This window comes from Colwellia psychrerythraea, assembly GCF_000764185.1.
Taxonomy (GTDB): Bacteria; Pseudomonadota; Gammaproteobacteria; order Enterobacterales; family Alteromonadaceae; genus Colwellia; species Colwellia psychrerythraea_B.
The window spans coordinates 62,460-77,638 of record NZ_JQEC01000074.1 but is presented as its reverse complement, the minus strand read 5'-3'; the positions used below and the strand labels follow the sequence as shown (position 1 = coordinate 77,638).

General features: G+C 38.6%; 3 protein-coding genes (1 of these 3 only partly in view). All 3 read right to left on the bottom strand.

All coding sequences use genetic code 11. From position 1 onward, the window contains the following. Positions 1 to 94 precede the first annotated feature (94 nt). Positions 95 to 964, bottom strand: coding sequence for a peptidyl-prolyl cis-trans isomerase (locus tag GAB14E_RS00870; RefSeq protein ID WP_033084532.1), 870 nt, complete (start codon positions 962 to 964; stop codon positions 95 to 97). A gap of 346 nt (positions 965 to 1,310) precedes the next feature. Then, positions 1,311 to 2,087, bottom strand: coding sequence for a peptidylprolyl isomerase (locus GAB14E_RS00875; protein WP_033084531.1), 777 nt, complete (start codon positions 2,085 to 2,087; stop codon positions 1,311 to 1,313). A gap of 98 nt (positions 2,088 to 2,185) precedes the next feature. Beyond that, positions 2,186 to 15,179: the 3' end of an Ig-like domain-containing protein gene (locus GAB14E_RS00880; RefSeq protein WP_033084530.1), read on the bottom strand. The gene runs 24,908 nt beyond the window's last position; the window shows 12,994 of its 37,902 coding nt (coding positions 24,909-37,902); its start codon lies off the right edge, out of view; its stop codon occupies positions 2,186 to 2,188.

Below are 15,179 nucleotides of genomic sequence, written 5' to 3'. Positions count from 1 at the left end.
TAATAACAATGAGCAATTTTACTCATGAGAAAACTACTGATTTTTGAAAGTTGAACAATAAATATCTTTTTAATGGCTACTCTTATATTTTTCATTATCCGTTTGACTCCATGTAAACAACATTTACTTGTTGCAATACCTGCTTCGAGCTTTCTTTAACCGCTTTTTTCAATTGCAGTGCTGCCAATTTTTTACGGATAGCTGTGCTAACGGAGGATAAAGATTTAGCGGGCAAGGTTTGTATCGCTATTACTCTGATGATGTAGGGCTGGCCTTGCACAAAAATTATTTTAGAGTTTTCATCCTTATTGAGTGTTTCAATAACTTCAGCAACTTCTTTATCAAAGAGCCCTGGAGAAAACTTTGTTTTTACATAGCTTAAACGTAAGTGTTTACCTTTGTTTTCAGCAAAGTATTGCCAATTATCTGTTGCATTAATTGTTGCTAGGCTTGTTAAAATGGCATCTCGTTCATTTTCGTTGAGCTTTGATTTACGTTGTAATATTTCTACTGTTTTCACTTTCACTTGACCAAATTGCTCTAAGTGTTCTTGATAATAACTACTGATCATTGAGGAAGTTACAGGCTCAGGAATGGCGTATTGCTCAAGGTATTCTTTAATGAATAACTCTTCTTCGTAGTGTTGCGTTTTTATTTTAATATCATTAATTTTATCTTGAGATAACTCGCCTTGCATGGCAATTTTCATTGCTTTTGAAGCGACTAGGCTTGCTAATATGTTTTTCTTTATTTGTTGATTTCTGATGGCCACAGAGTTGCTGCCAAAGGTTTTATTTATAAAAAATTGCACATCTTCATCGGTAATTACTTCATTATTAACTTGAGCCAAAATTGCGCTATGTTCAACGGGTAAATCATGCTTTTTTTCTTCCGCATGATTGCAACTGCTCAGCAATAGAATGCTACCAAGCAATATAGTAATAGATTGAGATAATGCGTTCACAATAGTAAGCCTTTTTTATTATTTTACAGTATTTGCTATTTTAAAAGTAATACCATTATCGCTAACTATGTGACTTTATTTACTAGTTAAAACTGCCAATGCTTTGTAATTTATTTAATAATCAAAACAACTAATTATTAAATAAATGCCGTGTCCTTGGCCAACTTCCCTAGGTATAAAATTGATCACTCAATTAATGAAACTGGTGTATAAATTCTAAGGAGTCGCAATGAGACTCCTTGCATACTAAAAGTATGAGTTTAATTCGGAATAACCTCAGCCATGGCTTAAAGTAGTTAGTAGATTCACTTTAATACTCAAGCACGACCTCGGTTTTATCTTCAGGCTATTCAGCCGATTTTATCAATCTTGCCATTTCAGCTTGTTTACTTTGGTTACGCAGCTGATAACGAATATCACCTTTTACACTTTCAAATGACTTAGTGATTTCTTGTGGCTCTTCAATTACTTTAACTATGTGATAGCCATAAGCAGTTAAAAAGGGTGCTGAAACTTCGCCCGCTTTTAGATTGAATACTTTTTGTGAAAACTCGGCAGATACTGCGCCTTGTTTAATCCAACCTAAATCGCCTCCTTTTGTGCCAGAAACTTTGTCGTCTGATTGAGATTTAGCCAATTTTGAAAAATCGTTGCCACTCGTTATTTTACTATATGTGTCCTGAGCAGAAGTTAATAACGCCTGTCTTTCTACTTCACCCATTTTGGGGTTCACACGAAACAGAATGTGTGCAGCATGTATTTTACGGCTTTTGTAATTTTCAATATTTTGATTATAAAAATTCTGAAGGCCCTGATCCGTTACCGCATCATTCAAATATTGTTCAAAATAACGGCTGATGACTAATTGCTTACGAAATTGCTCAACTTCAGCATTTATTGTCAGAGGTTTGAGCTTTTTAGTGCTATCAATTGCGCTAACTAATGCCGCACGTTGATTGTATTCTTTTTTCATGCGCTCATAGCGCGCTTCATCATTTAAAGGAATACGTTTAAGTGTTAAATATGCCTCAAACTTTTCCTTGTTAAGATCTTTGCTAGATAACATATCGCAAGCGCCAAGAGAGGCACAGGCTATTATTACCGCAACATTAACTAGTTTCATTATTATTTACCTATTGCTACAACTATATAAAATTATTACACATTAAGGACTTACATAAGTTCTTAATGTTATCATTAAAACATCAATGCCAACAACTACTACTGAGGCAATTCGATTTCTGGAGCATCTATTTCAGGTATAACACCAGGTACCTGATTTGCTGAAATCACACGAACATGACCAGACTTATAGCCATTAATGTCATCACCATGAGAACCCACAATAATCTCTGCGTAACCATCACCATTAATATCACCTAAGCCACTGACTGAAGTGCCTAAATAACCATTTTTATTTTGGCGACCATTAATTTGTAAAATAACATCACCATTAAGACCTGAAAATATCGTCGCTGTACCTGAGTTATAGTTAGTGGTATTAGGTGCACCAACAATTACATCAGCATGGCCATCGTTATTAAAATCTCCTGCACCACTAACCGACTTACCAAAGTTATCCCCAGAAGACTCGCCATAGAAAGTGTTAATTATGTCGCCATTAGCACCAGAGAATATCCTCGCACTGCCAGAATTAGAGCCATTTGTATCGTTACTAATTGCCCCGACAATCACATCAGGATGTCCATCATTATCAATATCGCCAGCACCACTCACAGACTCTCCAAAACTATCACCCGAAGCCTCACCATAAAAGGTATAAAGGGGCTCGCCATCAACTCCAGAGAATATTGTCGCTCGTCCTGAATTAGAGCCATTAAAGTCGTCACCAGAAACTCCAACAATTACATCAGCATAACCATCTTTATTCACATCGCCAGCATCACTTACCGACCTACCAAAATAATCATAAGTAACCTCACCATAAAGAGTATAAATCGGCTCACCACTGTCACCAGAGAATATGGTAGCACTGCCTGAGTTATAACCATTAGTACCGTTAGCGTAAGCACCAACAATTACGTCGTCATGGCCATCTTTATCAACATCACCAGCACCGCTTACAGAAAAACCAAATTTGCTGCCAGAAGTATCACCATTCAGGGTATAGAGTACTTCTCCATTTTCACCTGAAAATATAGTTGCCGTTCCAGAGGTAGACGCACCATGAGCACCCACAATTACGTCATCATATCCATCGTTGTTAATATCACCTGCACCACTGACTGAATAACCAAAATCATCATATTGTTCCTTACCATAAAAAGTATAAAGAGGCTTACCATTAACACCAGAGAATATGGTTGCACGGCCAGACTTATAGGCAGTAGTGGAATCCCCTGGAACCCCGACAATTATATCGACATAACCATCATTATTTACATCTCCAGCATCACTTACCGACTGACCAAAATTATTACTCGACTCACCATTAATAAAATATAACCAGTCATCATACTGATCTTCACCATCGTTAACGCCATCGCCATCAGTATCGGCAATCAAAGGGTCTGTTTTATTCGAGTTATATTCTTCATAATCGGTCAATGTATCACCGTCGGTATCGGGATTATTCCGATCAGTACCTATTTCAAGTTCAAATAAATCGCTTAATCCATCACCATCGGTATCTCCATACTCATGTATGTATGGGTGTGGGTCTGCCGATAACACCAGACCATCTCCATCCCAATCACCATTTGCTGAAACAATACGTACACCATTTCTTTTTGTAGAAATGATAACTTCAGGATAACCGTCATCATCAATGTCCCCTAAAGGACTTACTGATACTCCTAACGATCCTTGTCGAGATTGTCCAAATATAGTTGTCAGTGTTGATCCATCAAAGCCTGAGATAATTAACACACTGCCTGCTTGGTATTCATTAGTACTGTCGTAAGTAGCGCCAATCATTACATCTGAATAACCATCATTATTGATATCGCCAGCACCACTTACCGAATACCCTAAATAAGATGATTCATCCCCATGGAAATTATAAAGCAGCTCGCCACTAGCACCTGAAAATATTGTGGCTCTGCCTGAATTAGAGCCATTAGATCTGTTTTTATAAGCACCAACAACAACATCAGAAGAACCATCTTTATTAACATCGCCCGCTGAACTTACCGAACGACCAAATTCATAATTTGCAGATTCACCATTAAAAATATAAAGACGTTCGCCATTCGCGCCAGAGATTATTGTCGCACTGCCAGAGCTAGATCCATTATTATCATCACCATAAGCGCCAACAATAACATCAGCAAAACCATCCTGATTTACATCGCCGGCATCACTTACCGAATAACCGAAGTAGTCATAAGAAGATTCACCCTTAATAGTATAAATCACCTCGCCATCGTCGCCTGAGTATATGGTTGCACTACCTGAGTTAGAACCAGCAGTATCATTTTGATAAGCACCAACAATGACATCGGCAAAGCCATCACCATTTACATCGCCAGCACCGCTAACAGAATAACCGAAATAATCATTTGCAGCTTCACCATAAAAGGTATGAAGAGGTTTGCCTGAAGCACCTGAAAAGATTGTTGCGCTACCTGAATTATTACCGCCAGAATCATTTTGATAAGCGCCAACAATTACATCAGCATAACCATCACCATTCACATCGCCAGCACCGCTAACCGAATAACCGAAATAATCATCTGCTGCCTCACCGTTAAATGTATAAATGACCTTACCATTTGCACCAGAGAATATTGTTGCACTACCCGAGTTATCACCGTTATTGTCGCCATAATATGCACCAACAATATAATCAGCATAGCCATCTTTATCCACATCTCCGGCATCACTTACTGAATTACCAAATCCACCACCATAATCTGAACTATGATAGAAATATAACCAGTCATCAACCGTATCAATGCCATCGTTAACACCGTCACCATCGGTGTCTGCATATAAATGGTGTGTATTAAGGGTATAATACTCATCAAAATCGTTTAAGGTATCTCCATCGGAATCCGCTTTATTCCAATTAGTTCCAATTTCAAGCTCAAATAAATCGCTTAAGCCATCATCATCACTGTCGGCAAATTCATGTACATATGGGTGAGGATCGTCTAGGAACACTAGACCATCACCATCCCAGTCACTATGTACAGAAATAATACTGGCGTAATTATAGCCACCAACAATTACCTCTGGATAGCCATCACCATCAATGTCGCCAAGACCACTGACAACCTCGTATGAGTTTTTCCCGTATATAGTTGAAAGGATTGAAGCATCGGCACCGGAATAAATACGTGCACTGGGGAGACTGTCATTACCCTGAGCTAGGTTACCAACAATGACATCGGCATGACCATCGTTATTGACATCGCCTGCAGCACTAACCGAAACACCGAAAAATTCATATTCAAAGTTACCTGAAAGGGTATAGATTTTATCGCCATTTGCACCCGAGAATATTATTGCACTGCCTGAGCCGTTAGCATTTATATCACTATATTTTGCACCAACGATAACATCAACATGACCATCCTTATTAACATCGCCAGCTGCACTTACCGAATTGCCCAAACGATCACCTGATGCATCACCATAAAAGGTATATATTGTTTCGCCACTAGCACCAGAGAATATTGTCGCACTGCCAGAACTATCTCCGTTGGTATCGTTCCCCGTTGCCCCAACAATCACATCTGTATGACCATCGTTATTAATATCTCCAGCAGCACTTACTGAAGTACCGAAATTGTCATATGCAAATTCTCCATAAAAAGTATAAAGCGGCTCACCGTTTTCTCCCGAGAAAATGGTTGCACTGCCTGAACTAGAGCCATTTTTATCACTGTCAATAGCGCCCACGATTACATCGGCATGCCCATCTTTATTGACATCACCAGCCCCACTGACCGAATACCCGAATTGGTCACCTTCAGCTTCACCAAAAAAACTATAAAGCAGTTCACCAGTAGCACCTGAGAATATCGTAGCGTTGCCTGAACGATTTCCATTGGTATCGTTTCCATACGCACCGACAATAACATCGGCATGCCCGTCATTATTAACATCACCAGCATCACTCACCGACCAACCGAAAGAGTCATTTGAAGCCTCTCCACTAAAGGTATAAATTAACTGACCATTGGCACCAGAATAAACATATGCTCCCCCTTTATAATCGTTAGCATAAGGAGCTCCAACAATAACATCTAAAACGCCATCACCATCTACATCACCAGCACTACTCACCGAAGTACCAAAATTCCCCAATATACTTTCACCATTAAAGAAAAATAACCAATCGTTTTCCTTATCGATACCATCATCAAGGCCATCATTATCGGTATCTGCAATTAAGGGGTCTGTATTAAGGGTATAATATTCGTCAAAGTCAGATAAAGTATCACCATCAGTATCAGCTAGTACGGGATTAGTCTGCGAAGTATTGATTTCAAAGTAATCACTTAAGCCATCACTATCGGTATCAGCTAAAAACGGGTGAGTTCCATACTTGTATTCATTTACGTTATTTAATCCGTCTGCATCGTTATCTAACAATGCGTCCGTAGGGTCATCTTTATCTAGGCCGACCTCTAATTCCCAATCATCACTTAAGCCATCACCATCAGTATCATCAAGACCACCATTTTCAAGTGATATATGTAGCATATAGCTACTATAATCTGGTAATGGCGATCCATTACCAAACTCACCGCCTTCAAATCCCTCTCCCTCAAATTCAAACTGAGAAACTTTAAGAACATATTTACCCGGATTAGCAAAAGTATAAGCTAAGAATGCATCTCGATTAGACGAACTTCCACCCTGCCCGTGTTCAATAACTGAATAAGGATCACTACTGGCAATATACTCACCGCTTTGATTGTATAAAGTAACAGAGCTATGAAGTGCTGACTCACCAGTTAAACCGTTATCAACATCAAAAATCACAAGGGAGTTCACCGCAGTAACCGTAAACTTATAATAATCGTGGCTGTAATCACCTGTACCAGAAATACTGACATGAGGAATAACAGTAGAGGTATTAGTGTATGCATCGCCAATGTCTGGTGAATAAAGAAGATTGAAGTTAAAGTCAATATTTTGGGCTTCTTCGAGGCTGTTATTAGGCTCCTGTTCCATAATAAAAGGTTCTACTTGCGTTAAACTTAACACTAAGTTCACCGTATCAGTAAGTAATGGGTTTTCAATAAAGGTCACCGTTACTTCAGTATTTCCACTGGTAATTAATGAGATTAACCCTGTTGCATTCACCGTTGCAATTTGTTCATCAGCTGAGATAAATGATAACAAGTCACTTTGCTGAGTAATATCGACTGTTTCAACACGTCCTTGGTATTCAAAGGTAACCGTTACAGCTAATTGTATCGACGAAGAGTCAACAGCTAAATCTCGAGTAATATTTAATGGTGTAACCTGCATAGCCGTAATATAGAACGGGTCAACAAAAGCTTCTAACGAATTGGTCGGATCAGACTCTGATATAACCTCAATGAAGTCAGATATGCCATCTGAGTCAGAATCCACTAAATTAGGGTTAGACTGATGAATGATTACTTCATCAAAGTCATTAATACCATCATTATCACTATCGCTATTATCTAATTTAGTATTAGCCTGTATTTCTTGAGCATTACTAAGTCCATCAGCATCAATATCCTCATCACCATCGTTAATTCCGTCGCCATCACTATCAATCTGTGTTGGGTCGTAACCTGTTAAGGTAAATTCAACGCCATTAGGAATACCATCTCCGTCAAAATCACCGTTGGCTTGCAATACGGTTAATAGAAGACGATTACCTGTATTTATGTCACGTTCGGTAGAGTCATTTTGAAGGTAAAGTTCTACCATCACTTGCTGTCCGTCTGTTAAACCTGTACCTGTATGAACCGGCAAAGTAATATCAAATTGTGCACCATTTATAACAAACGATTGTGGGTCAACTAGTTTAAGTGGCGCCTGACTTTCAACCCTAGCGACAACAGCTTGACCAAAAATGCCATCAATTTGATTATCGAGCAATATGCTAACGGTGGTTGTTTCTCCCTCAAGCAGGTATAACTTTTGCGGCACTGACATTAATGACTGTGGTGCACATGCATTAAGTGTTTGTTCCAGTACAGCATCATTAGCTGCCACACCACGTAAAGATGAGTTAGTGGTATCAATATCGTAACAATGTCCTAGCTCAAATATAGCCTCTGGCGTAAAGACAAGTTGTGTAGCTTCACTATTCGTTGTTGCATTCATTACAGTAAACAATTCAAAGATACCATTTACCGCCACACCATTAAGGCTAATATTTGCTAAAGATGCATCAAGGTCATTTACCACTTCACTGTAATGCAGTGTTAATGGCATAACATTGGTATTAATACCCGAAATAAATTCTTCGCTAATAATTGCCGGCTTACGTTTTTCAAACGATAACTCTAACGGTACAAATGTTTGTAACGTGTCGAGTGCTAAATCACTGTTGGCACCGTTTGTCAGTTCAACATTCACCTGAATTGTTTCGACTATTTCGTTACTTACAGTAAACTCGCTATAACCTTGTGCTAACGATAGTGTATCAACATTTAAAGTAGCATCTCCTGTTACTGTTAGTGACAGGGCTAAATCAGCATCTTGGGCATTACTTGATGGATTTAAAGTAAATACCCTGTTGTAGAAGCGATCTAACAATGTTGCTGTAACAGTCACTTCTTCACCAGCTTCCAGTCTTGACGATTCTCCAAATTGATGATTCGTTCGAGATTTTTCCTCTAAGCGTATCAGGAAAGGATCTGCTGAAATAACATTAAACGCTAGCTTATCGGTTTTTAGAACTGCTGCATTACTGTTAGGGATATATGTCACATCAATGCCAGAATTTTCAATAACCGTAATATTCGCAAAATAGGCTCCCGACTCTGTAATTGAGGATACTGGGAAGTTTACTTGCCCATTGGTTAGCGTGACAATTGCCATTTCACCACCCATGTTCAAAGGTGTAACCCTGACGTTATTTGCAAAACCAAAATTAAAGCCTTGATAAGGCAATGCAACGGAGAAGCTAGTCACTGAATCGCCAGTAACTATATTGCCACCCTCATCTCGAGCACTCACATTGATAGTAAAGATATCCCCAGCTTTCACGTCTTGAATAGTGTCAAAACGAAGTTCGCTGGTTTCACCCGCATCAATACGAATTCTGCGTTCAATAAGGATATTTGTTTTAGCCGATAATTCAGCTCTTAAATTATATATACCTGCCATTTGAGCCGTATTAAAGTCTAGTGACACTAAGCCATTAATGTCAGAAGTAGACGATGACAGTATGATATTAACCGGATCCCCCCCTGTAGCAACACTGACTAATCGCCAAGTAATATCTTGATTGGCTACTCTGCGGTTAGCCTGATCAATAACCTCTATTTGGTAAATCGGTGAGTCATCAACATTAACCACTGTTGGATTGTAATTAACTTGGTTTGCCTCTTTAAAGAAACGAATCTCATTAGGTAAGCTAGTAAGAGAAACGGTCATTACCCCAGTTTCTGATACTTGCCCTAAATAATCTGTTATACGAACTTTAAAGTTATATTCGTCATTAGGAGTATCTGCAGATGGTAAACGCTGTGTCAATTGAGCAAAGTCATCACTACCCACTGATTCAGTACTCACAATACGCTCAGATGTTCCAGATATTGCAATGATATCTAAACGTAGGTTTTCTCTATCATCATTAGCAACGTTAAGGCCATCTACACGTATCGCCATATTATTGCCATAAATGCCATTGGCTTGATAATCAACCAATAACTTTGATGCATCTGGTTTTTGATTAGGCTGTAGTGTAATGATGATTTCTTGTTCTGTAACTTGACCAATATCATCAATAACTCTAAGTATTAACGGTTGTGATATCTCAGCCCCAATACGCTCTGCACGAGTATCACGAAGGTCTAGCTGCTTTGATAACTTTTTAACGCTATTAGCATTTACAGTTGTAGTAAAACCATTCCATAGTAATTCAATGCGTTCAATTGCTACTTGATCCGTTACTTCATAGTTAACAGTAAATAACCCTTGCTCAAAAATAGGAGCGTTTGTCACTGTAAATGAAGTAATTTCAGGGGCTACATCTTCAACAATAGTATAAGTTTCACTGACAACATTACTATTGCCGGCATTATCACGCATTGTTAATTCATAGGATAATACGTCATCTATTTGCGCCGTAGTTTCTTTAAAGGATAAACTTCCATCTTCAAAGGTTGCAGCGACTATGATGCCATTACGACGAAGAATTGCCGATTCAATACCACTTTCAGGGTCACTCACTTGCATACTTAGTGAGAAGTCATGGTTGTCAAAAATATCATTAGTGGCTGTGCCATTAACAATAACTTGTGGCCCATCAATATTAAATACGCTTGATTGCGGTTGATTGTTATCTTCAACACGAGTGAAAGGTACAGGGCTAGATTCAGTAAAGTTACCAAAAATATCAATTGCTCTTAGCTTTATATAAGTGCCACTGTCAGCCACGCCATACTCACGATAAATAACATACTCCGGTCCAAAATGTTTGCCGATAATTTTAAACGGTCCATCTGCAGAGTCAGCTTCGTAGTATTCAACTTGGTAAATAGGTTGTGTGCTATTTCTTACTTCTGCACGAATTTCAAGTGGTTTAGGTACATAACTGACACCATTTTGCTGCGGTTCAACCAAAATAACGTCAAAGCCATTCGCAGGTAAGTTTTCACCTTGTAACAATACTTCACGATTATTCAGTGCAAGAACTTCACCGTTAATCGTTTCAATTTCAGCAGAAATATAAAATGGTTGACCATTACGCAAATTAGCAGGCACTAATAAATCTAAAGCAAATGGTGCCGCATCAGTACCGGTAACTAAGTCTCCGTTGATAAAGTAATTAACAGCGCTAACATTAGTTGTATCCATTAACGACAACAATAACGTCTGCCCTTGTGTAAATACTTGGCTAGCACCTGGTAATAACAAGGCAGTATTAGCAGAGTCAAATCGACCGAGGTCTAGTATCTCTATGCCAAAATTACCTTTTGCTATAGCCAGTAAGCCATTATCGATAGCCATTGCGGTTACTTGGTGACTTAACTCATAAGTAAAGTCATCAATGATTGACCATGTTGCAACATCGACAGGACGTACTCGTACCGTTGAACTGCTTTTATCTGCAAACCAAACATGGCCGTTACCATAGACCATTGCAGAAAGACCAAGACTGTCTGTTAGTTCCAAAGAGGTATCGGTGAAGTTGTTGAGATCAAACTTATGCAGGCTGTTGCCCACTTGGAAGAATAAGTAGTCACCTGAAGTAATTAGGTTTTCTATTATATCGCTACCACCGTCGATAAGTGACTTAATACTTACTTCAAAGCTATTAAGCGGTAAATCTCCTGCAATAACTCGATACAAACGGCGGTTATCTGTGCTAACAAAAATAGTTTCACCATGGGTAATCAAACTAACAATGTTTTCACCTACAGGTAAGTCAACACGACCTTGAAGTGCAATGTCTCCTTTTGCTGATAAGTGAATTTGATTGCCGTTTGTAGCAACCAACATTGTTGGCGTAGTGGCTAGATGTTCAGCGACAATATTGTCAAATACAACTTTTCCAGCCAATTGTTCAGATGCAACTGAATAACGATTCAGCACCTCAACCACACGGCGATCATGTTGAGCTAAATAGATTGCATCACCATCAATTTCAGTTACATGTGATGCGATCATATAGGCTTGTGCTGGATAGTTATTTGCTTGCCACAGTCCATTTTTATATTGCAGTAATTGAGCTCCTAATTGCTCTGCGGCAACTGAAATAACACCATCACTTATCGATATATCTTGAGCAAAACCACGGGCGTTTTCACTACTATAAATAACAGTAGGGTCATAACTAGGCTTTTGTAAATCAATAATGACGTGACTATTGTCGCCAATGTATACGTTACCATTGTAGATCTTAGCACTTAGCGTTGACTCAGGTAACGCTAAGCCATAACTTGCCACCAACTCAGGATAATTAGGGTTATTAACATTAATAAAATGTACAGCAGGTGATATGTTTCTGCCATCAGCAAGAGCAATGAGGTAATGCCCATAACGAATAATCTTGTCAATATTGATATTAAGCTCTACAACAGACAAGCCTGCATTTTGATTAATGGTATACAAGGCACCATTTTCTGCTGAAACAAAGGTTGTATTTAAATGCGTAACCATTGTTATAGCATTAGGAATACTCTGTATCAGGCTTTCATCGCTAATAAAGTCGGTGGTAAATGTTAACAGCGAATCACTACGCAATACGGTAAATAATTGCCCCGTTGCTGATATATCAAGCACAAACTCATCGTCTTCATAATTACGTAAGTTACTGCTATTTCCTACTACCGATGAGGTTTTTAGCTCTGCCGTCTCTATGGCATTTCCTGTAGCAGTAAATGCATAAATTTCATTATTACCGATAGCCATTATTTGCGTATTGAGTACAGCAATATCTGTAATTACTGCATCAGTTTCATAGGTCCCAACCACTTGGAAATTTTCAATCGGATCAATAATAACTAAGCTAGAGTCCTCCAATGCAACCAATAAACGATCAGTTAAGCGACTAATTGCACTGATTTTACTGTCTAAGGTGACTTGTAAACTGCCTTTGTCGTCAAAAATACTTCTGTCACGAACAAACCAAGCATTGCCAACATCTGGAAGCATAAGATCAAACGGTTCATTGTTAGTAACAAGAACTGCCTCAATAGCTGAAACAACAGCAATATCATGTGCAATCTCTCTTTTGTTACCATAATTATCACTGATGGTAGCAACAACACTGATCATATTTGTTGTTTCTGGAACTATAAAGCTCACCATTGACACATCAGAACTGATTAACTGTTGCTGTTCATCAAAAACCTCAATGCGTGTTTGGTATTGATCATTAGCCTCATTAAGTAGCTGGTAACTTGCATTACTGCCTGCAAATACCTGACTGGTTATACCTGATATTTCTGGCATAGGTACTTGTAATTTTGGCGAAATACGAATACCAATTTCACGTTCACTATAACGGAATTGCTCACCGTAATAACTTCGAACATTGATATAGAAGGTATCCAATTGCTCAACGCTTGGCAGGCGTAAGTCAAGATTGCCGTTTTCTTGGCTACTTAATACAGTTGCTACCAAGTTACGATTAAAATCAAATAAGCTGATTTGAGTAAAACGATAAATGTCACTATCTAAACTGCTTGATGAATACTCTACCTTAGCAAATTCACCTTCATCAAAACGTTGATTATTATCAGGACTTAACAAGATAACATTTGCTTGCTCTGCTGCGTTGCTCACCAGATTAAGCTGAACATCTTGTTGCTGGCCATTGTTAATTTGTATATTGAAAGCTTTATTGTCAAAGTCTTCAAGTGATAGCCATTGGTAAGCCGTTGACGTTAATGGCGATAATGTTAACTGCGCATTATGGGTCCCAACAAAGTGTTCATTAATTTTTGCCGAAGTTAAGTAATTTACAATGACAGGTATCAATGCGTTTTCTGTAACATTTACTGAGTCCGCAGGGATTACAGTAGGTAAAATACTATTATTTACCGCATTAATAACCACATTGTCAGTAAGAACACCCGCATGAGTTAACACATTAACGGCTATTGTTGTCGTTTCTGACAGATCAGAATAGGCAATAAACCATTGAAGCGTGCCTGTATTCCACTGTGATTGCGCAGGGAGTTTTTGGTCATTTCCACCAACAAACGTGACATTGCTTGCACCTATAGGAGCATTAGCTACGTTTACTGATATATTAATACCAAATACAGAGTGACTAACATCAGTTGAAATAGAAGGTATCGCTAATGGGTTTTGAGCCATATTAATTTCGCGATAAAGGATTTGATCGCTACTATTATTAGCGCTATTCCCCGTAAGAAGTTGATAACCTCGTTTGGCGACAAAAAGTCTATCCCCTCTCATTTTATCTTCTGGTAATAGACCAACTAATTCATTACCTGAATAAGCCTGCCACTGAAGTTCTTTTTCGGTATCAACTTTTAACCAAGTTAAGTTTCCATCTAATCGAGTGGTTATTACCTGACCATTAAAGATTGTGGTGTTATTAGCTGGAGTAAGTAAGCTACCGCCGTCAAGCAGTTGATAACGTGATAGCTCAGTTTCATTCCAGACCAACAATTGATTACCTTGGCTGCTAAACCCTAGCTGATCAGGTAAAGCCACATAAAACGCTTGATGTACTTGAGGTACATTTTCTAAATCTATATTGTATTGGTAAAGCCCTGACTCAGTTAATACAAGTAAATTATTACCTGTGGTATGCGCAGCTAATAAAGGCTCTTTAAGTGAGCGCCCTGCAACAGGAACAAAGCCATTATCTGTCACTGAAGTAGCACCAATCTGCTCACCGTATTTTATCCATATGGTATTGCCAGAGGCATCAATGATATCGCCAAAGATTAACTGAGATTGCGCAGCTTTAAAGTTAGTATTTTCTAGAGCATAAAAATCAAGTCGATGTTGACCATTAACGTTTACCTGAGCAACAATGCCTGTTCCGGTATAAATTAATTTTATTAATTGGCCTTTATTCTCGTCAAATAAGGTTTTTGATGCTGTAGCAATACGATAGCCACCATCAAGTCGATTAATCCCCATAAGCAGCTCACTATCACTTGGGAATCCTGCCATAGTTTCAATGAATTCAATATTTTCATTTTTAGCTGATTGGAAATAAACAACACTTTGTTGATCGGTAAAATAATGCAGTTTATCAACTGAATGATTAGTTATATTTTCATTGCCTGACTTGTCACGTAAAGCCGACTCAATCAAAACTTCTGCACCTAAAGCATTAATTTCAGCCATTATATATTGACCAACAGCGGCATTTTTACTGCTCGGTGAGCCTACAGGATCAAAGATACTAATCTGAGAGGATTCATCAAAATCAAGCATATCCGCAGGAGCCATACTTTGAATATGTAACTGCGTACCACTAAGTACTTGCTTAGCAGGCTTAACGTTAATAATAGCTTCTTCCTCAATCCCCTGATCATTGAGAATGCTAAGGAACTTAAAGCTTTTTAATGAGCCTCGTTGTATGCGTGCCAGGACGACAATA